The following is a 19434-nucleotide window of genomic DNA, read 5'->3' as shown; positions in this document are numbered from 1 at the left end:
AGGAAAGCACGCCTCTGGCGGGCAATCATCGACGACGGCGCGGCCTGGCCCGCACGGCCCCGCCGAGAGCCGCCAACGCTGCCGCGACGAGGACCGCGGCGGCACCGGCGTAGGCGCCGCCGAGGAGCACCCGGTCACCTCGCGGGACCGCGGTGGCAGTCACGGCACCGGGGACCCGGTAGAGGACCAGCACCTCGTCGGCGTACCGCTGCTCGAGACCCCCGACGTCGAGGGTCGCGGCGTCCGGGTCGTCCGGGTAGACGAGGACCCACCCGATGCCGAGCCCTCCGAGGTCACGGGCCGCACCACCCGCCTCCAGGACCTCGCCGACCCTACGCGCCAACGCCCCCTCACCACGCACGACCCGGGAGCCGACCTGGAGGTCGTCCGACACCAGGACCCGGGCGTGCAGCGCACGTACGGCCGGATCCGACGACGTCGTGCCGTTGCCCCAGCGGAAGAGGCGGTACGAGCGCCACGGCAACGTGACGACGACCGAGTCCGACCCGCGGGTGAGACGGTCTGCCTCGGCGAAGGATGCCGGCAGGTCCACCGGCTCCACGGTGGTCCACACCGGTCGGGCTCCGTCCGGTAGGAGCAGGACAGGGGCCAGCACCGCAGGGAGGAGAAGCACCAGGCGGAGCTCGGGAGCGTCGGCCCACCGCCGACGCAGGGACCGCGCCACGCGGTCCGCTGCCACCCCTGCCGCGAGCGCAACGAGCAGCACCGTGGGCAGGAGGAACTTCTGCGTGTCACGCAGGAGCCCCCCGGCAGGTACGTGGGCGACCACGAGCCGGAGCAACGCCTGCCCCGGCTCGGTCGCCGCGAGCATGGCGAGCACGAGCCCGCCCGCGCCGAGTGTCCACCAGGTCCCGGCACCCGGCACCCGCCGGTGCAGCTCACGGCCGGCAGCCAGCAGGACCATCACCACCACCAGCGCCGTCAGCGGCGCCAGCAGGGTCGTGCGACTCGCCGGCTCGCTGCGGGAGTCCCAGATGCCCCCCAGCCCGAGGAGCGCCACCCAGACGCCGAACGGCCCCTCCGAGTCCGGCGCGAAGGCCGACACCCCCGCCGGGTCACTGACGGTCGTCGCCGATCCCACCAACCCCGCGACGATCCAGGGCAGCTGGAGGACCAGCACGGCCCCCAGCTGGACCGACGACCCGGCCCGGCGCAGGACCACCTGCACCGCCACGACCGCGAGGGCCAGCACGCCACCGGTCGGGGTGAGCGAGGCCAGTGCTGCCCACCCGACGACGGGCGGGGTGCGGGGGGCCGGGGCGCGACCGGTGTCGTCAGCCGGTGTCGCCGTCGTGCTTGCCCGGACCAGCCACGGGAGCGCGGCGTACGAGGTGAGCAGCGCCCACTGCCCCAGGGCGAGGCGCTCGACCACGAACGGGTTCCACGCGGCCACGCCGCCGGCGACGAGGAGCCCCGCGGTGCCCGACCACGGCAGCAGGCGCATCACGCCGGCGGCTGCGAGCACCAGGATGCCTGGGAGCAGTACCCTGGCGAGCCACCCGCCGTCGACCACGCTCGTGAGCAGGGCGAGCACCGTGTCCAGCGGAACGGCGCGAGGCGAGCCGTCCGCCAGCCCCGCGGCGCTCCAGGTCAGGGGGTGCTGCGGCAGGAAGACCAGGTCGCGCGACAACGGGTGCCCGGGCCGGCTGAGGAGCGGCCACACCAGCACGACCGCCAGCAGCAGGGGCCACGCGAGGACGACCACACGAGCCCATCGGGCAGGGGATCGCCCGTGCACGTCCTCCGCCACCCAGTCAGCCTATGCTTGCCGCGCGCTCGCCCGGGCGGCAACACTCTCCATCCCCCGAGGTCACAATGCCCGCCCGATCGTTCGAAGAGGCCTGGTCGCTGGCGAGCGGCATCGACGGCTGGCTCACCGAGGCCCAGGCGCGCGTGCTCCACGAGGAGGCGACCCGGGCCGGGGGGACGGTGGTGGAGATCGGCAGCCACCTGGGCCGCTCGACCGTCGTGCTCGGCTCGGCCGCCGCGCGCGTCGTCGCCGTCGACCCGTTCCCTGTCGACTGGCGCTACGGAGCGGTGGACACGGCCGAGCGGTTCCGCGACAACATCGCCCGCACCGGCGTCGATGACGCGGTCGTCCTGCTCCGGCAGCCCAGCGCGGACGCGTTGGCGTCGTGGGGCGAGCCGCTCGGCCTGCTGTACGTCGACGGCAAGCACGACGTGGCGTCCTGCCTGCGTGACCTTCGCTGGGCCGCCTGGCTCCCGGGCGGCGCACGGTTCCTCGTGCACGACGCCTTCTCCTCGGTCGGCGTGACGCTCGCGATGCTCGTCCTCGCAGCCACGGGACGCAGCAGCCGGTTCCTGGGACGCACGGGCAGCCTCGCGCTGTTCGAGGTCGGCTCCCCCACGCCCGCCGATCGGGCCCGCATCGTCGCGCAGCTGCCGTGGTTCGCGCGGAACCTCGCGGTGAAGGTCCTCCTCCGGCTGCGACTGGCAGGGGTGGCGAGGGTCCTCGGCCACGACGACGGCGCCGATCCCTACTGAGCCGGACCGTGGGGGTCGGCCCTAGCCGGGCGTCTGTGTCTCGTCGTCCTCGGCCGGGTAGAAGATCGCCTGCCCGCTGTAGAAGATCAGGCCGCCGTAGCCGTTGGACGAGACCGGAGCAGCACCCGCGGTCTCGGTGACGTCGCGGCCGGTGGCGGCATCGAGGACGACCGACCTGCCTCCGGAGGTGAAGCCGTAGACGTAGTCGCCCCGCACGGAGCTGACCCACACGCCGTATCGGCCGGCGGTCGGCAGCTGCCACACCTCGTCCGCCGTCGCGAGGTCGAACCCGAGGGCCCGCTCACCCGGCAGCGAGCACACCACGACGGTCCCGTCGGTCGGGTGGCACGACCAGTCCGCGAGGCGGGCGTCGGTGCGACCCGAGACGGATCCGTCGTCGAGGGACATCGACAGGACCTCCGGGTCCGCGTCGGCGGACTCGCGCACCACTGCGGTCATCGTGTCGTCCAGCACTCCGACGAGGTCGACGGTCGACACGCTGCCCGGGCCCGTCCAGCGCGGGCGGCCCGTGGTCGCGTCCACCGCGACGAGGGACCCCGCCTCCCCGCTGGTCGCGGTCTCCAGCACGACCGTGTCGCCCTCGGCCGCGACGAAGCTGCCGGGCCTGCGGGTCCACAGCTCCTCGCCGGCGGCGAGGTCCACGGCGGTCAGGGTCCGCCTGCTGCCCTCGTCGCCACCGCTCGACTCGACGACCACGACGTCGTCCAGGATCGCGACGATCTTCACCACCGGGTCCCCTGACGACTGCACGTCCTGGGTCTTCTCCCACGACACCTCGTCGAGGACGGCACCGGTCGCGGGTGAGATGCGGCTCAGCGTCATCGCCAGGCGACCGGCCCGGGTGCCGGCGCCTTCCACGACGCGCAGGTCGAGCGCGTAGAGCTGCTCGTCCTGGGTCTCGATGTCGACGAACAGCCCCAAAGGGGCCATCTGCCACGACGTGTCGAGCTCGGGCAGGCTGCGAGCCCGCAGCTGGTCGAGCGTCATGGTGACGAGCCGGGTCCCCACCAGCTGACCGTCGTACACGGGGCGCTCGGGGAAGACCGTCTTGGCATCCCCGTCGAAGGCGAGCGGGAACGCCTCGGGATCCACGGGCTCGCGCCCGGGTTCGGTCGGTGCCGGCTCGCTCGCCTGCGAGGTCTCCTCGCTCGACGGTCGCGCGTCATCGTCCGGAGGGCTGGCCACCAGGGCGCACCCGCTCGAGACGAGGACCGTCAGCACTGCGGTCATGACCTTCGAGGGCACCCTCGCGGCGCGCATCACGCAGCCCTGTCCTTCCCTTGCTCCACACTGTCGCGGCACCCGCGACCAACCCGGAAGGTAGCACCCGAGTGCAGCTCTTTCGCAGGTTCCCGGGGTTCGCGACCGAGGCACCCTAGGATTCGGCGGGTGTCCGCCCCCAGCAGCACGCGCAGGACGCGCGCCCACGACGGCAGCGCCGTCGCCATCGCCACCAGCGTCATGAACGTGGCGACCTACGGCTTCACGATGCTGGCCGCCCGGATCATCGGCCCCAGTGAGTACGGCGCCTTCGTGGCCTGCCTCAACCTGCTCGTCATCCTCCAGGTCGTGGCCCTCGGTCTCCAGGCCACAGCGGCGCGCCGCATCGCCGTCGACCTCGGCAACGTGGCGACCATCGAGGGCGCCATCCTGCGCACGACGACGCGCGTGTCCGTCGCGGTGGGGGCACTGCTGCTCGTCCTCGTCCCGGCGGTCGACGCCCTGCTCAACCTCGACAGCCTCACCACGGCCGCCGTCGTCGCCGTCGCTGCCGTGCCGCTCACGCTGGCCGGCGGCCAGGCCGGCATCCTCCAGGGTGAGCGCCGCTGGGGAGCCCTGGCGCTGTTCTACGTCGCGGGCGGCGTGCCCCGGCTCGTGGTCGGCACCGCGATCATCCTGTGGCGACCCGATGCCACGAGCGCCATCCTCGGTGTCGGCATCGGCTACCTCTTCCCGCTCGTGGTCGGCTGGTGGGCGCTGCGCCACCGACGTACGCCCGAGAGCGTCGCGGCGGAGCACTCGGCGCGCTCCCTCCTCGTGGAGAGCGCGCACAACGCCCAGGTGCTCTTCGCCTACTTCGCCCTCTCCAGCGTCGACATCATGATCGCGCGTCAGGTCCTCGACGACCACGACGCGGGCTTGTACGCCTCGGGGCTGATCATGGCCAAGGTCATGCTGTTCCTCCCCCAGTTCGTCGTGATCGTCGCCTTCCCGGACATGGCCACCCCGACGAGCCGCAGACGAGCGCTCGTCCGGAGCCTGCTGCTGGTCGCGGCGCTGGGCGTGGTGATGGTGGTCGCCGCCCGGGTGCTGTCCGGGCTGGCGATGGTCTTCGTCGGCGGGGCGGAGTTCGGCGAGGTCGAGGACCTGCTGTGGGTCTTCGCCTTCCTCGGCACGCTGCTCGCGATGCTGCAGCTCCAGGTGTACGCCGTGCTGGCCCGACAGGGTCGCCGCACCGTGGTGCTGGTGTGGGCCGCCCTGGCCGTCGTCGTCGCGCTGGGCCTGCGGACCGACTCGGTGATCGGCCTGGTCAGCGTGGTGGTGGCGGTGGACGCGGTGCTCCTGTCCGTGCTCACCGTGGCCAGCCTGCGGCTGGCACGCGAGCCCGAGCCGGACCCCGCCACCGGCTGAGCAGGCCCGGGTGAACAGACCAAGGTGAGCGTACGGCTCAGTGCGCGGCGTCGTGCCAGCTGCGCCCGGTGCCGATCGACACGTCGAGGGGCACGGCCAGGTCGGCTGCGCCGCCCATCTCCGCGCGGACCAGCGCGGCCAGCGCCTCGCCCTCGCCCGGCGCCACCTCGAACACGAGCTCGTCGTGGACCTGGAGCAGCATCCGCGAGTGCAGGCCCTGCTCGGCCAGGGCGCGCTCGACGCCGAGCATGGCGACCTTGACCAGGTCGGCCGCCGAGCCCTGGATCGGGGCGTTGAGGGCCATCCGCTCGGCCATCTCGCGGCGCTGGCGGTTGTCGCTGGTGAGGTCGGGCAGGTAGCGGCGCCGGCCGAGGATGGTCTCGGTGAACCCCGAGCGGCGGGCCTCGTCGACGATCCCGCCGAGGTAGTCGCGGACCCCGCCGAAGGTCTCGAAGTACTCGTCCATCAGCCCCCGCGCCTCGGAGGTGTCGATACGCAGCTGCTGGGAGAGGCCGAACGCCGACAGGCCGTAGGCGAGGCCGTAGTTCATCGCCTTGATCTTGGCGCGCTGCTCGACGCTGACGTCCGCGGCGTCGACACCGAACACCCGCGCGGCGGTGATCGAGTGGAAGTCCTGCCCGGAGCGGAACGCCTCGATCAGCAGGGCATCCTCCGAGAGGTGCGCCATGATCCGCATCTCGACCTGGCTGTAGTCGGCGGTCAGCAGCGACTCGCCGGCCTCGCCCACCACGAAGGCCTCACGGATCCGGCGCCCGGCCTCGGTGCGGATCGGGATGTTCTGGAGGTTGGGGTCGGTGCTCGAGAGGCGTCCGGTCGCGGCGATGATCTGGTTGTAGGTCGTGTGGATGCGACCGTCCGGGGCCACCGTCTTGAGCAGACCCTCGACGGTCTGGCGGAGCCGGATCACGTCGCGGTGGCGCAGCAGGTGCTGGAGGAAGGGGTGCTCGGTCTTCTCGAAGAGCTGCTGGAGCGCGTCGGCGTCGGTCGTGTACCCGGTCTTGGTGCGCTTGGTCTTCGGCATGTCGAGCTCGTCGAACAGCACGACCTGCAGCTGCTTGGGCGAGCCGAGGTTGATCTCCTTGCCGATGACGTCGTAGGCGTCGGTGGCGGCCGCCCGGACCTGCTCGCCGAACTCCGACTCGAGTCCCTCGAGGTAGTCGGTGTCGACGGCGATCCCGACCTGTTCCATCCTGACCAGCGTGCCGATGAGCGGCAGCTCCACCTCGCGCAGCAGCTGGCTGCCACCGTGCTCCTCGACCGCGCCGTCGAGCGCGTCGGCGAGGTCGAGCACCGCCCGGGCCGTGAGCATCGCGGTGTCGCTCGCCGTGGTGTCGTCGATCGCGTCGAAGCTGAGCTGGTCGGCGTCGGCGGAGTCCTGCCGCAGCTCACGCTTGAGGTAGCGCAGGGTCAGGTCGGCGAGGGCGTACGAGCGCTGGTCGGGCTGGACCAGGTAGGCGGCGAGCGCGGTGTCGACCTCGAGGCCACGCAGCTCCCACCCGCGGGCGGCCAGCGCCAGGCTCGGCCCGTTGGCGTCGTGGACCGCCTTGGGCCGGTCCGGGTCGGCGAGCCAGGCCGCCACGGCCGCGTCGTCGTCGGGCCCGAGGTCGGCGGCGTCGATCCAGGCCGCCTGTCCCTCCCTCGTCGCCACCGCCAGCGAGTGCACGTCACCCGTGCCGGCGCGCCACGTGCCCTGCACCGCGACGCCGACACGGGTGCCCGCAGGCGCGTGCTCGTCGAGCCAGGCCGCCGCCTCACCGGCGGCGAGGCGCCGGCCGTCCAGCTCGAAGCCGGCCTCGGCCTCGGCGGTCTCGTCGGGGGCGGGGTCGATGGTGTCGAGCAGGCGGGTGCGCAGCTCACCGCGGAACTCGAGCTCGTCGAGCAGCTCGAGACCCGCCGTACGGTCCCAGGGCTGGCGGGCCAGGCCGTCGGGGCGTACGGGGAGGGTCAGGTCGCGCACGAGCGCGTTGAGCCGCCGGTTGCGGATGACGTCGCCGAGGTGGGCGCGCAGGGCCTCGCCCTTCTTGCCGGTGATCTCGTCGGCGCGCGCGATCACGTTGTCGAGGCCGTCGTACTGGTTGATCCAGCGCGCCGCGAACCCGGGGCCCACACCGGGGACGCCCGGAAGGTTGTCGGAGGTCTCCCCCACGATGGCGGCCAGCTCGGGGTAGCGGTCGGGCGGGACGCCGTACTTGTCCTCGACGTAGGCCGGGGTCATCCGAGCCAGGTTGCTCACGCCCTGCATGGGGTAGAGCACGGTGGACGACTCGGTGACGAGCTGGATCGAGTCGCGGTCACCGGTGAGGACCAGCACCTCCATCCCCTCGGCGAGCGCCTGCGTCACGAGCGTGGCGATGATGTCGTCGGCCTCGTAGCCGTCCATCGACAGGTGCTGGATGTGCAGCGCGTCGAGGACGCGGCGGATCAGCGGCAGCTGGCTGCTGAACTCGTCGGGCGTCTTGTTGCGCTTGGCCTTGTAGTCGCTGTACTCCTCGAGGCGGAAGGTCTGGCGCGACTTGTCGAACGCGACCGCGACGTGCGTCGGAGCCTCGTCGCGCAGCACGTTGACCAGCATCGAGGTGAAGCCGTAGACGGCGTTGGTGTGCTGCCCGGTGGCGGTCGCGAAGTTCTCCACCGGGAGGGCGAAGAAGGCCCGGTAGGCCAGGGAGTGGCCGTCCAGCAGCAGGAGGCGGGGGCGGCGGTGCACGTCGGTCGTCTCGCTCGTCTCAGGCACCCGCCGACTCTATCCGCCGCCACCGACAGCAGAATGGGCGCCATGACCACTCCAGAGACACTGGCCGGCCTGAGCGTCGAGGAGCTGATCGCCTTCATGCCCGACGGCAACGGCCGGCTCAACGACAAGCTGGGCGTCGAGCTCGTCGAGATCTCCGCCGAACGGGTCGTGGCGACCATGCCCGTCGAGGGAAACACCCAGCCGTACGGCCTCCTGCACGGCGGCGCCTCGGTGGCGCTCGCCGAGACCCTGGGCTCGATCGGGTCGGCGATCCACGCCTACCCGGCCAGGATCGCCGTGGGCGTCGACATCAACGCCACCCACCACCGCGCCGCCACGTCGGGAACGGTCACCGGCGTGGCGACAGCGATCCACCTCGGTCGCTCGTCGACGTCCTACGAGATCGTGATCAGCGACGACCAGGGCCGGCGGATCTGCACCTCCCGGATCACCTGCGCGCTCCTGGACGCCCGTCCCCCCGCGGGTTGAGGACAGCGGGGCGATGTCCTGAGGAGGCCGCCCGCGGCCGTCTCGAAGGGTCCCGTCTCGAAAACCCCTCGGCGCCTCAGCCCGGGACGCGCTCGCGACGGATGCGTCGCGCGGCCAGGACCCGGTCGATGCGCTGACGGCTCGTCGCCGCCTGCGTCACCTGGCGCGACTGCGGCAAGCGGGCGCGTACGGCGGTCGTGGTGGCCGCTCGCAGCGTCGCCTGCGGGGCGAAGGAGAGCCGCGCCATGAAGCGGTTGGCGTCACGCGCCTCCGAGGCCGCCGCGGTCTGGACATGGGTGATCCCGTGCTGCTCGGCGAAGCGGCAGGCCGCCTCCATCAGCGCGCTGCCCACGCCCTTGCGGCGGAACTGCGCGAACACGTGGGGCGAGACGGCCAGCACGGCGGGCTCGAGGTTGAGCGGTGTGAACGTGGTGGCCTCGAGGTAGACCGCACCGGCCACCTCGCCGTCGACCTCGGCAACCGCGATCAGTCGGGTCTCGGTGGTGTCCGCCTCGGCGACCACGCGTGACACGTCGGCGAGCTGCTCGTCGAGGTCACCCTTGCGCAGGATGTCGTTCCACAGCTCCCGCAGCGAGGCGACGTCCGTCGGCACAGCCGCGCGTACGGTCACCGGCGTCCGACTCATCGACCCACCTCTTGCTCGAGACCCTCCGTGGTCCCCCGCCGCTCCGGATGCGGCACCACACCCGGGCGAGGGTACGCCCATGCCGTCCCGACCGCCATGGCGAGGTCGCACAGGACCTCGGGTGACCGAGCGAATGTAACGGCCGGATGACGATGCCTCGCGCGTCGCATCCCTCGCCCGGGACCGTGCACTACGCTCCCCGGCATGGCATCCAGCACCCTTCCGCGCCCCCGCGGCATCATCCGGAGCTCCATCGCCCTCGCGTCCACCCTGGCCCTCGCCGCGGTGCTCACCGCGTGCGGCTCCGACGACGGCGGCGACTCCGCCGGCGACAGCGGCTCCGGCGACGACTCCGGCCTCACCACGGTCTCCAGCGGCACCCTGACGGTCTGCTCCGACGTCCCCTACCCGCCGTTCGAGGACTTCGACGACACCTCCGAGTCGGGGTTCAAGGGCTTCGACATCGACATCGTCCAGGCGATCGCCGACGGTCTCGAGCTCGAGCTCGCAGTCAAGGACTCCTCCTTCGACGCCCTGCAGAGCGGTCAGGCCCTCAACGCCAACCAGTGCGACATCGCCGCCAGCGCGATGACGATCACCGAGGAGCGCCAGGCGGCCCTCGACTTCTCCGACGGCTACTACGACTCCCAGCAGTCGCTCCTGGTGGCCGAGGACTCCGACATCGCCTCGATCGACGACCTCGACGGCGTGAAGGTGGGCGTCCAGCAGGGCACCACCGGCAAGGTCTACGCCGAGGAGAACGCCACCGGCGCCGAGCTCGTGTCCTTCCCCAGTGACGCCGAGATGTTCCAGGCGATCAAGGCCGGCCAGGTCGAGGCGCTGCTGCAGGACCTGCCGGTCAACATCAACCACCAGGACCAGGGTGGCTTCTCGGTCGTCGAGACGTACTCGACCGACGAGTCCTACGGGCTCGCGATGAAGAAGGGCAACACCGCCCTGGTCGACGCGGTCAACGAGCAGCTCTCCGAGATGCGCGACGACGGCACCTACGACGAGATCTACAACTCCTACTTCGCGACCGAGTGACCTGCGCGTGGCTCTGAAGCGCTCGACGCGTCGCACCCTCAGCAGGGCGGTCCTCTACGCCGTCCTGCTGGGGGTGTTGCTCCTGGTGGGCCTGAGTGCCGACTGGGCCACCATCCGCGCCAACTTCTTCGCCCCTGCCGGCATCGGCAACCCGTTCACGGGTGACTGGGGCACCTGGCCCGACCTCCTCACGGTCGGCGTCAAGAACTCGCTGATCTACACCGCAGTCGCCTTCGGGGCGGGGCTGGTGCTCGGCGTCGTGCTGGCACTCATGCGGCTCTCCCCCGTGGCTGCCTACCGCTGGATCGCGACCGCCTACATCGAGTTCTTCCGCGGCCTGCCCGTCCTGCTCGTCGTCCTGGTGATGGCGTTCGGCATCCCGATCGCGTTCAACGGGTGGACCCCGCCCGGCGGCACCGTCGGTGCCGGCGTCGTCGGACTGATCCTGGTCGCCGCCGCCTACATGGCCGAGACCATCCGGGCCGGCATCCAGGCCGTGCCCAAGGGTCAGACCGAGGCCGCGCGCTCGCTCGGCATGAGCGCGGGCCGCACCACGATCACCGTGGTGCTCCCCCAGGCCTTCCGGATCGTCATCCCGCCGCTGACCAACGAGTTCGTCCTGCTCATCAAGGACACCGCGCTGCTGTTCGTGATCGGCTTCGCCGCCGACCAGCGTGAGCTGACCACGATCGCGCGCGACTTCATGGCCTCCAGCGAGACCGCCGGGACTGCGACCAGCCTGATCCAGGCCTCGATCCTCTACCTCTTGATCACCCTGCCGCTCACCCGACTGGTGTCCTGGCTCGAGCGCAAGCAGCAGAAGGCCAGGTGACCATGACCACGAGCGTCCAGGCGGCCCCCGCCATCCAGATCAAGGACCTGCACAAGTCCTTCGGGTCCAACGAGGTCCTCAGGGGCATCGACTTCCACGTCGACGACGGCGAGGTCGTCTGCGTCATCGGTCCGTCCGGCTCGGGCAAGTCCACACTGCTGCGCTGCGTCAACCGCCTCGAGGAGCCCGACAGCGGGCAGATCCTGGTCGAGGGGGTCGACATCATCGACCCCGAGACCGACCTCGACGCCGTCCGGTCCCGCATCGGCATGGTCTTCCAGCAGTTCAACCTCTTCCCCCACATGAACGTGCTGCGCAACCTCACGGTGGCGCAGCAGAAGGTGAAGGGGCGGTCCAAGAAGGAAGCCATCGAGGTCGCCCGGGCCAACCTCGAGAAGGTCGGGCTGGGCGGTCGCGAGAACGTCTATCCCGCGCACCTCTCAGGCGGCCAGCAGCAGCGCGTCGCGATCGCGCGTGCCCTGTCGATGGACCCCGACATGATGCTGTTCGACGAGCCCACGTCCGCGCTCGACCCCGAGCTGGTCGGCGACGTGCTCGAGGTGATGAAGACCCTCGCCGGCGAGGGCATGACCATGATGGTCGTGACCCACGAGATGGGCTTCGCCCGCGAGGTGGGCGACAAGCTGGTCTTCATGGACGGTGGCGTCATCGTCGAGGAGGGCGACCCGCGCGAGGTGCTGTCCAACCCGCAGCACGAGCGGACCCAGGCCTTCCTGTCGAAGGTCCTGTGACCGGCACGCGTCAGCGGGCCGGACTCACAGGAGGTTGAGCGAGCGGCACGGCGGAGCTCGCGAAGCCGTGACCCGCGGGACGAGACCCGATTCCATGCACGAAGGGCCCAGCCGGATCGGCTGGGCCCTGTCGTGCGTCCGTACGGTGTCGAGTCAGATGTCTCCGCCGAGGTAGGCGGCCTTCACCGACTCGTCACCGGCGAGCTCGCTGCCCTTGCCCGAGCGGACGATCTCGCCGGTCTCGAGGATGTGGGCGTCGTCCGCGGCCTTGAGCGCCTGCGCGGCGTTCTGCTCGACCAGCAGCACCGTGGTGCCCTGCGCGTTGATCTCCTTGATGATCGAGAAGATCTGCGCGATCAGCTTGGGCGCCAGTCCCATCGACGGCTCGTCGAGCAGCAGCAACCGCGGACGTGCCATGAGCGCACGCCCGATCGCCAGCATCTGCTGCTCACCACCCGACATGGTGCCCGCGGACTGGTTGATCCGCTCGGACAGCCGCGGAAAGAGTGTCAGCACCCGGTCCATGTCCTCCTGGTACGCCTTGCTCTTGCGGTCGCTGCGCACGAAGGCGCCCATGTCGAGGTTCTCACGCACGGTCATGCCGACGAAGCAGCGGCGGCCCTCGGGCGACTGGCTGATGCCCAGCTTCACCCGGTCGTACGGGGCCGAGTGGGTGATGTCCTTGCCGTCGAACTTCACAGAGCCGGCGCGCACCTTCCGGATGCCCGAGAGTGTCTTCAGCGTCGTGGTCTTGCCGGCGCCGTTGGCGCCGATCAAGGTCGTGACGCTGCCCTCCGGCACACTGAAGCTGATGTCACGGATGGCCTCGATGTGCCCGTAGTTGACGCACAGTCCCTCCACCTCAAGAAGCATCTTCTTCCTCCACTCCGAGGTAGGCGGCGATCACCGCAGGGTTGTCGCGGATCTCCGCCGGGGCGCCCTCGGCGATCTTCTTGCCGAACTCGAGCACCACGATCCGGTCGGTCACTCCCATCACCAGGCGCATGTCGTGCTCGATGAGCAGCACGGTGAACCCCTGGTCGCGGACCTTGCGGATCAGGTCCATCAGGACCCTCTTCTCCTGCGGGTTGAAGCCGGCCGCCGGCTCGTCGAGACAGATCAGCTTGGGCTTCGTGGCCATGGCTCGTGCGATCTCGAGCCGGCGCTGGTCGCCGTACGACAGGTTCGCCGCCAGCTCGTCGGCCTTGGTGGCCAGGCCCATGAAGCGCAGCAGCTGCATCGCGAGGTCATGGCCCTCGGCCTCCTCGCGGCGGTGCTTCGGCAGCCGGAAGAGGGCGCTGAACATCCCGGTGGTGTGCTGCGCGTCCGCACCGACCAGGACGTTCTCCAGCGCCGTCATCGTCGGGAACAGCCGGATGTTCTGGAACGTACGGGCGATGCCGGCCTGCGCGATCTGGAAGCGCTTGCGGCCGGCCAGCGACTCACCCTGGAAGCTGATCGTCCCTGATGTCGGCCGGTAGACGCCGGTGATGGCGTTGAAGCACGTCGTCTTGCCGGCACCGTTGGGGCCGATCAGCCCGAGGATCTCGCCCTCGTTGATGTGGAAGCTGACGTCGTCGAGTGCCGTGAGGCCGCCGAACTTCAGCGTCAGCTTGTCGATGTCGAGGATGCGTGTCTCAGACACGAGCCCCCTCCTCTCCCTCGGCGCCGCCCTCTTCCAGCACTTCCAGCTCCTGCTCGAGATGTTTCGCGCGTACGGTCCGCTTCGGGGGGAACAGTCCCTCGGGTCGCAGCGTCGCCAGCACGACCAGCGCGAGCCCGAAGACCAGCACGCGGAAGTCGTCGAACTCGCGGAAGCGCTGCGGCAGGTACGCCACCAGGGCCGCGCCCACCAGGACGCCCCAGCGGTTGCCCTGCCCGCCGACCACGACGGCCGCCAGGAACAGGATCGAGAAGAGCAGCAGGAACGACTGCGGGTTGATGAAGTTCTGTCGGCTGGCGTAGAGCGCGCCCGCGAGACCGCCGATGAAGGCTCCGGTGGCGAAGGCGAGCAGCTTGAACCGGAAGGTCGGCACGCCCATCAGCTCGGCGGCGTCCTCGTCCTCCCGCGTCGCCTCCCACGCACGCCCGACCCGGCTGTTCTTGATGAGGACGTCGGCGAACAGGATGATGATCACGACGGTGAGGCCGAGCCAGTAGTACGGGATCTGGTCCAGCACGCCGAAGACGAGGAACTTCGTGGTGTCCTGCGTGTCGAGCAGCACGGTCCCGTCGCCCCAGTAGAGGTGCGGGATCTCGAACAGCCCGTCGGTCCCACCCAGGCTCGGCGGGCGGGCGATGTTGCTGATGCCCTTCGCCTCGCCCAGCCACTCGGTGTTGACCGCGACCAGGCGGATGATCTCGCCGAAGCCGAGCGTGACGATCGCGAGGTAGTCGCCGCGCACGCGCAGGGTCGGCGCACCGAGCAGCACGCCCGAGATGGTGCTCGCGAGCACCGCGATCGGAAGGGCGAAGAGCAGCGGCCAGTTGGCGTGGAAGGACGTGAGGATCGCGGCGGTGTAGGCGCCGACGGCGTAGAAGCCGACGTAGCCGAGGTCGAGCAGGCCGGCATAGCCGACCACGATGTTGAGGCCGAGTGCCACCAGCATGTACATGGTGACCACGAACAGCACGCCACCGAAGTCGACGCCCGGCGTGGTGATGAGGGGAAGCTCCAGGAGCGGGAGGGCGTAGGCGAACGCGACGAGCAGCAGCCAGAACACGATCTTCACCGGCTTGGGCAGCCCCGTCAGGGAGAGCTTGAACTTGCTCATGCGCGCGCCTTTCCGAGCGACTCACCCAACAGGCCCGTGGGCCGGAAGAGGAGGATGACCACCAGCAGGACGAATGCCACGACGTGGCGCCACTCGGTGCCGAACAGCGCAGAACCCCAGTTCTCGGCCACGCCGAGGACGAGGCCGCCGAGCAGCGCACCGCGCAGGTTGCCGATGCCACCGAGGACGGCGGCGGTGAACGCCTTGACGCCCAGCAGGAAGCCGACGTCGAACTTCGTCGTCTCGATCTTGAGCATGTAGAGGAAGGCCGCCACACCGGCCATCAGGCCGCCGATGAGGAAGGTCATCTGGATGGTGCGCGTGGGGTTCACACCCATCATCGACGCCGTCTCGGGGTCCTGCGCGGTGGCGCGGATGCCCTTGCCCAGCTTGGAGCGGCGGACGAACTGGTCGACGACGACCATCATCCCGACGGCGGAGAGGATCACCAGGACGTCGATGCTCGACACGGAGATCCCCGCGACGTTCCAGCGGGGCGCGTCGACGACGCCGGCGATGCTGTTGTTGATGCGGGCCTTGCCGACGTAGCCGGAGAGGTCGTCGTCGAGACCGAACCAGCCGGCGACCCGGTCGCGGAGGCCCATCAGCTCGGCGAGCACGAAGCTCGCGCCGATGGCCGAGATGAGCGCGATCAGGCGCGGCGCGTTGCGCTTGATGAGGGGGCGGTAGGCGACCCGTTCGAGGATCAGGGCGATGACGGCCGACATCGCCATCGCCGCCACCAGGGAGGCGATCAGGATGGCGACGAGCTCGACACCGTTGGCGTCTGCGCCGCCGAGCGCCATCACCGTCCACAGCATCGCGAAGGTGCCGTACATGAAGACTTCGGAGTGCGCGAAGTTGATCAGCTGGAGCACGCCGTAGACCATCGTGTAGCCCAGGGCGATCAGCGCGTAGATGGCGCCGAACGCGAGCCCGGTGATGGTCAGCCCGGGCAGGTTGTTGAAGAAGAACTCGAAGTTCACGCAAGGCCTCCTGGCCGGGGGTCAGCCATCGGATCGTGGACAGTGGCGCGGCCGGGGAGGGAGTCCCCGGCCGCGCCTGTTGCCATGCTGTGACGACTCAGTCGCCAGGTCAGCCGATCTCGCCCTCGGGGACGATCTCGCCGCCCTCGACCTTGTAGGCGTAGACCTTGACGTCGGACGGCTCACCGGTCTCGTCGAACGACAGCTGCTTGGTGATGCCGGCCTCGTCGTAGCCGTTGACGAACTCGAGCATCGCCTCGCGGTCGCCGATGCCCTCGCCGATGCCGTCGAGGAAGATGCTCGCGGCGTCGTACGCCTCGGCCGCGTAGGTGCCGGCAGCCTCGCCGAACTCCGCCTCGTAGGCGCTGGCGAACTCGGCCACGGCCGGGTCGGTGTCGGGGATGCACGGGCAGGTGATGATGGTGCCCTCGGCTGCGTCACCGGCGTCGAGGTAGGCCGGGTCCTTCACGCCGTCGGCGACGACGAAGGTGCCGTCGAAGCCACCGTCGCGGAGCTGGCCGACGAGGATCGTCGCCTCGGCGTAGTAGCCACCGAAGAAGACGGCGTCGGCGTCGGAGTCGACGACCTTGGAGACGGTCGCGGAGAAGTCGGTGTCACCGACCTGGATGGTGTCGGTGCCGGCGACAGCACCGCCGCCGAGGTCCTCCTCGACGATCCCGGCCAGGCCGGCGCCGTACTCGGACGCGTCGTCGATGATGAAGGTGCTCTTGGCCTGCAGCGTGTCCTTGATGTAGGCCGCAGCAGCCGGGCCCTGGGTGGCGTCGTTGCCGAGCGCACGGTGGAAGGTGTCCCACCCGTTCTCGGACAGCGCCGGGTTGGTGGCCGACGGGCTCACCGTCGGGACTCCGGCCTCGGCGAAGATCGGGCCGGCGGCCGCGGACTCACCGGAGAAGGCGGGACCGACGACACCGATGATCGAGTCGTCGCCGGCGATCTCGGTCGCCAGGGCGGGCGCCTCGTCGGGCGAGCCCTGCGAGTCGTAGTTGACCAGCTCGACCTCGCAGTCGGCGTCCTCGTTGTACTGCGAGACGGCGAGCTCGGCACCCTGGATGATCGGCTTGCCGAGACCGGCCGCGGGGCCCGTCTCGGGGCCGAAGAACGCCAGCTTCAGGTCGCAGGCAGCCTCGCTGCCGCCACCGCCGCTGCCGCCGTCGTCGCCGTCCTCGGTCGTGCCACAGGCGGTCAGAACCAAACCGGCAGCCGCCGCGACGGCGATGGCCTGCCAGGACTTGGATGAGCGGATCATGGATCCCTCCGTAGTTCTAAGTGGGCTGTCCACCTCGGCAGCCTCGTGCCCCGGAACCTAACACCCGGAATGTGGCCCGGGACACGATTGAGCGCCCGCATCTCCGTGCCGTTGCCGTTTCGTGACCTAGTGGTCTGCACCGGAAACGCGGGCGTAACGCGGCGTGACATCCGCGGTTCTGTCGGCAGAGCCGTCGACCGGCCGTCGGATCTGCGGCGACAGGGGCCTCGAGCGTCAGGAAGGTCCCTCGGCGCCCAGCCCGGCGACGCCGTGCTCGACGACCCCGTCGGCCACCTGCTTCATCGACAGGCGCAGGTCCATCGCGGTCTTCTGGATCCAGCGGAACGCGTCGGGCTCGCTCAGGCCGAGCTTCTCCTGGAGCACGCTCTTGGCACGGTCGACCGACTTTCGGGTGGCCAGCGACTCCTGGAGGTCGGAGACCTCGCGCTCCAGCACGGTGATCTCGGCGTACCTGCTCACGGCCATCTCGATCGCGGGCACCAGGTCGCCGCGCTGGAACGGCTTGACGAGGTACGCCATCGCGCCGGCGTCGCGCGCGCGGGCGACGAGGTCGCGCTGCGAGAACGCCGTCAGGATCACGACCGGCGCGATCCGCTCGGCCGCGATCGCCTCCGCCGCGGCGATGCCGTCGAGGACCGGCATCTTCACGTCGAGGATCACGAGGTCGGGTCGCAGCTCTCGGGCCAGCTCGACAGCCCTCCGGCCGTCACTGGCCTGCCCGACGACCTCGTAGCCCTCCTCGACGAGCATCTCGGCGAGGTCCATCCGGATGAGGGCCTCGTCCTCGGCGATCACCACGCGGCGTACGCCGTCGTCGTCCTTGGCGGTGGGCGTGGGCTCGGGCTGGTCGGCGGCGGGCTGCGTCACGTGGGCAAGGCTAGTTCCGCTACCGTGTGCGCACCTAGCCGGGTTGGCGGAATGGCAGACGCGGTGGTCTCAAACACCACTGCCCGCAAGGGCGTGTGGGTTCGACTCCCACACCCGGCACCACGACCCCTCGACCCCGTCAGGTGCCTCAGCCACCTCTCGGCGCCTCGGGACGTGTCTCGGGCACCGCTCGAAGCACCATCGTCGGCGTGTCGGTACGCAGCGGTGCCCCACCCACGTTCCATGTGCGGGGAATGTGGGTCAGGCACCGCTCCCTGGATCAGCGCGGACGCCGGTACGCCGGCGCAGCGCCGTCGATCGCGTCGCCCATGCGGTGGATGCGCAGCGCGTTGGTCGAGCCGGGGATGCCGGGCGGGCTGCCGGCGATGATCACGACCAGGTCGCCCTTCTCGACGCGACCGATGTGCAGCAGCGCCTCGTCGACCTGTCGGACCATCTCGTCGGTGTGCTCGACGTCGGCGCCGAGGAAGGTCTCGATGCCCCACGTGAGCGCGAGCTGGGAGCGGGTCCGCGGCTCGGGCGTGAAGGCGAGGATCGGGATCGGCCCGCGGTAGCGGGAGAGGCGCTTGGCCGAGTCGCCGCTGACGGTGAACGCGACGACGTACTTGGCACCGACCCGCTCGGCGACCTCCGCCGCGGCCTTGGCGATGATGCCGCCGCGGGTCTGGGGGTTCCACGCCACGGCCGCCATGTGGCTCAGGCCGTGGTCCTCGGTCGACGCCACGATGCGGGCCATCGTCTGCACCGCGACGACGGGGTGCTCCCCCACGCTCGTCTCGCCCGACAGCATCACGGCGTCGGCGCCGTCGAGCACCGCGTTGGCGACGTCGCTCGCCTCGGCGCGCGTCGGCGCGGGCGAGCTGATCATCGACTCGAGCATCTGGGTCGCGACGATGACGGGCTTGGCGTAGCGACGGGCCTTGTCGATGATGAGCTTCTGGTGGATCGGCACGTCCTCCAGCGGGCACTCCACGCCGAGGTCGCCGCGCGCCACCATGATGCCGTCGAACGCGTCGACGATCTCGTCGATGTTCTCGATGGCCTGCGGCTTCTCGATCTTGGCGATGACGGGGACGAAGATGCCCTCCTCACGCATGATGTCGCGCACGTCCTGGGCGTCGCGGGCGTTGCGCACGAAGCTGAGGGCGATGAAGTCGACGCCCAGGTTGAGCGCCCAGCGCAGGTCCTCGGTGTCCTTCTCGGACAGCGCCGGCACCGACACGGCGACGCCGGGGAGGTTGATGCCCTTGTTGTTGGACACCTTGCCGGGCACGACGACCTCGGTCACGACGTCGGTGTCGTCGACGGAGACGACCTTGAGGCGTACCTTGCCGTCGTCGATGAGGAGCGGGTCCCCGGGCTTCACGTCACCGGGCAGGCCCTTGTAGGTCGTCCCGCAGATGTCGACGGTGCCCTCGACGTCACGCGTGGTGATCGTGAAGGTGGCACCGCGCTTGAGCTTCACCGGTCCGTCGGCGAAGGTCTCCAGCCGGATCTTGGGCCCCTGCAGGTCGGCGAAGATGCCGATCGCGTGGCCGGTGTCGTCGGAGGCCTGGCGGACCAGCCGGTAGACGGCCTCGTGGTCGGCGTACGCGCCGTGGCTCATGTTGAGCCGGGCGACGTCCATGCCTGCGTCGACGAGTGACCGGATCCCCTCGGGGGTGTTCACCGCGGGGCCGAGGGTGCAGACGATCTTTGCTCTACGCACGGGGCCAACCCTAGCGGACATTGGAACGATCCAAAGATCCTGTCCCAGGATGTCGGGTGAGTGAGGCAGGTTTTCCGGCGTGCGAACCTGCCTC

General features: G+C 70.4%; 17 protein-coding genes and 1 tRNA gene. 7 read left to right on the top strand and 11 right to left on the bottom strand.

All coding sequences use genetic code 11. The annotated features are described in order from the left end of the window. Positions 1-25: 25 nt before the first annotated feature. Complete coding sequence (locus EXE59_RS17370) at positions 26-1771, bottom strand: MmpA family trehalose lipid delivery protein (protein ID WP_135840023.1); 1746 nt, start codon at positions 1769-1771, stop codon at positions 26-28. A 65-nt stretch (positions 1772-1836) separates the two neighbouring features. Here EXE59_RS17370 and EXE59_RS17365 point away from each other — a divergent pair, with 65 nt between their 5' ends. Further along, positions 1837-2526, top strand: coding sequence for a class I SAM-dependent methyltransferase (locus EXE59_RS17365; protein WP_135840022.1), 690 nt, complete (start codon positions 1837-1839; stop codon positions 2524-2526). 21 nt (positions 2527-2547) lie between these two features. Here the strand turns inward: EXE59_RS17365 and EXE59_RS17360 are convergent, their stop codons facing one another. Next, a complete protein-coding gene (locus tag EXE59_RS17360) occupies positions 2548-3777 on the bottom strand; it encodes an outer membrane protein assembly factor BamB family protein (RefSeq protein ID WP_168218574.1) in 1230 nt (409 codons plus the stop codon). A 159-nt stretch (positions 3778-3936) separates the two neighbouring features. On the opposite strand from EXE59_RS17360, the gene EXE59_RS17355 reads away from it, so the two are divergent. Further along, positions 3937-5178, top strand: coding sequence for a lipopolysaccharide biosynthesis protein (locus tag EXE59_RS17355; protein ID WP_135840020.1), 1242 nt, complete (start codon positions 3937-3939; stop codon positions 5176-5178). 37 nt (positions 5179-5215) lie between these two features. Here the strand turns inward: EXE59_RS17355 and polA are convergent, their stop codons facing one another. After that, positions 5216-7930: a DNA polymerase I gene (polA, locus tag EXE59_RS17350; protein WP_246056861.1), complete on the bottom strand. Its 2715-nt coding sequence runs from the start codon at positions 7928-7930 to the stop codon at positions 5216-5218. A gap of 42 nt (positions 7931-7972) precedes the next feature. On the opposite strand from polA, the gene EXE59_RS17345 reads away from it, so the two are divergent. After that, the gene (locus tag EXE59_RS17345) at positions 7973-8419 is read left to right on the top strand and encodes a hotdog fold thioesterase (protein ID WP_210429054.1); all 447 of its coding nucleotides are present in this window, start codon (positions 7973-7975) and stop codon (positions 8417-8419) included. A 76-nt stretch (positions 8420-8495) separates the two neighbouring features. Here EXE59_RS17345 and EXE59_RS17340 read toward each other — a convergent pair whose 3' ends face one another. Next, positions 8496-9065 (bottom strand): GNAT family N-acetyltransferase, encoded by a 570-nt coding sequence (locus EXE59_RS17340; RefSeq protein ID WP_168218573.1) that lies wholly within the window; start codon positions 9063-9065, stop codon positions 8496-8498. Positions 9066-9269: 204 nt separating this feature from the next. Between EXE59_RS17340 and EXE59_RS17335 the strand changes: the two genes are divergently transcribed. Genes EXE59_RS17335 through EXE59_RS17325 form a run of 3 tightly spaced genes read left to right on the top strand, consistent with a single transcriptional unit; the run spans position 9270 to position 11696 of the window. Further along, positions 9270-10112, top strand: coding sequence for a transporter substrate-binding domain-containing protein (locus EXE59_RS17335; RefSeq protein WP_135840017.1), 843 nt, complete (start codon positions 9270-9272; stop codon positions 10110-10112). A 7-nt stretch (positions 10113-10119) separates the two neighbouring features. Beyond that, the gene (locus EXE59_RS17330) at positions 10120-10944 is read left to right on the top strand and encodes an amino acid ABC transporter permease (RefSeq protein ID WP_135840016.1); all 825 of its coding nucleotides are present in this window, start codon (positions 10120-10122) and stop codon (positions 10942-10944) included. A 2-nt stretch (positions 10945-10946) separates the two neighbouring features. Beyond that, a complete protein-coding gene (locus tag EXE59_RS17325) occupies positions 10947-11696 on the top strand; it encodes an amino acid ABC transporter ATP-binding protein (RefSeq protein WP_135841365.1) in 750 nt (249 codons plus the stop codon). A gap of 153 nt (positions 11697-11849) precedes the next feature. Here EXE59_RS17325 and EXE59_RS17320 read toward each other — a convergent pair whose 3' ends face one another. From EXE59_RS17320 to EXE59_RS17295, 6 genes are all read right to left on the bottom strand, one after another. Next, a complete protein-coding gene (locus EXE59_RS17320) occupies positions 11850-12569 on the bottom strand; it encodes an ABC transporter ATP-binding protein (RefSeq protein ID WP_135840015.1) in 720 nt (239 codons plus the stop codon). Continuing rightward, entirely contained in the window at positions 12559-13341 is a 783-nt protein-coding gene (locus tag EXE59_RS17315) for an ABC transporter ATP-binding protein (RefSeq protein WP_281280327.1), read from the bottom strand. Before EXE59_RS17315 ends, EXE59_RS17320 begins: the two co-directional genes overlap by 11 nt. After that, entirely contained in the window at positions 13334-14470 is a 1137-nt protein-coding gene (locus tag EXE59_RS17310; RefSeq protein WP_135840014.1) for a branched-chain amino acid ABC transporter permease, read from the bottom strand. The genes EXE59_RS17315 and EXE59_RS17310 overlap by 8 nt, the downstream gene beginning before the upstream one ends. After that, on the bottom strand, positions 14467-15456 hold the full coding sequence (locus tag EXE59_RS17305) for a branched-chain amino acid ABC transporter permease (protein WP_135840013.1): 990 nt from the start codon (positions 15454-15456) through the stop codon (positions 14467-14469). The genes EXE59_RS17310 and EXE59_RS17305 overlap by 4 nt, the downstream gene beginning before the upstream one ends. 109 nt (positions 15457-15565) lie before the next feature. Beyond that, complete coding sequence (locus tag EXE59_RS17300) at positions 15566-16723, bottom strand: branched-chain amino acid ABC transporter substrate-binding protein (protein ID WP_135840012.1); 1158 nt, start codon at positions 16721-16723, stop codon at positions 15566-15568. Between the two features lie 234 nt (positions 16724-16957). After that, positions 16958-17542 (bottom strand): ANTAR domain-containing response regulator, encoded by a 585-nt coding sequence (locus tag EXE59_RS17295; RefSeq protein ID WP_281280346.1) that lies wholly within the window; start codon positions 17540-17542, stop codon positions 16958-16960. Positions 17543-17648: 106 nt separating this feature from the next. On the opposite strand from EXE59_RS17295, the gene EXE59_RS17290 reads away from it, so the two are divergent. Then, positions 17649-17734: transfer RNA gene (locus EXE59_RS17290), tRNA-Leu, on the top strand. Between the two features lie 157 nt (positions 17735-17891). Here the strand turns inward: EXE59_RS17290 and pyk are convergent. Then, positions 17892-19340, bottom strand: a complete 1449-nt coding sequence (gene pyk, locus EXE59_RS17285; protein ID WP_135840011.1) for a pyruvate kinase — start codon at positions 19338-19340, stop codon at positions 17892-17894. Positions 19341-19434 lie beyond the last annotated feature (94 nt).

Origin of the sequence: Nocardioides eburneiflavus, from assembly GCF_004785795.1 — a bacterium.
GTDB classification, from domain to species: Bacteria; Actinomycetota; Actinomycetes; order Propionibacteriales; family Nocardioidaceae; genus Nocardioides; species Nocardioides eburneiflavus.
The sequence above is the reverse complement of the archived record's forward strand: the minus strand, read 5'-3'. Positions and strand labels throughout refer to the sequence as shown.

Excerpts from the sequence above, each read along its gene's own strand:
- EXE59_RS17360 (WP_168218574.1), bottom strand. The coding sequence starts at position 3,777 with ATGACCGCAGTGCTGACGGTCCTCGTCTCGAGCGGGTGCGCCCTGGTG.
- EXE59_RS17325 (WP_135841365.1), top strand. The coding sequence starts at position 10,947 with ATGACCACGAGCGTCCAGGCGGCCCCCGCCATCCAGATCAAGGACCTG.
- EXE59_RS17300 (WP_135840012.1), bottom strand. The coding sequence starts at position 16,723 with ATGATCCGCTCATCCAAGTCCTGGCAGGCCATCGCCGTCGCGGCGGCT.
- EXE59_RS17365 (WP_135840022.1), top strand. The coding sequence starts at position 1,837 with ATGCCCGCCCGATCGTTCGAAGAGGCCTGGTCGCTGGCGAGCGGCATC.
- EXE59_RS17335 (WP_135840017.1), top strand. The coding sequence starts at position 9,270 with ATGGCATCCAGCACCCTTCCGCGCCCCCGCGGCATCATCCGGAGCTCC.
- EXE59_RS17310 (WP_135840014.1), bottom strand. The coding sequence starts at position 14,470 with ATGAGCAAGTTCAAGCTCTCCCTGACGGGGCTGCCCAAGCCGGTGAAG.
- EXE59_RS17340 (WP_168218573.1), bottom strand. The coding sequence starts at position 9,065 with ATGAGTCGGACGCCGGTGACCGTACGCGCGGCTGTGCCGACGGACGTC.
- EXE59_RS17345 (WP_210429054.1), top strand. The coding sequence starts at position 7,973 with ATGACCACTCCAGAGACACTGGCCGGCCTGAGCGTCGAGGAGCTGATC.
- EXE59_RS17320 (WP_135840015.1), bottom strand. The coding sequence starts at position 12,569 with ATGCTTCTTGAGGTGGAGGGACTGTGCGTCAACTACGGGCACATCGAG.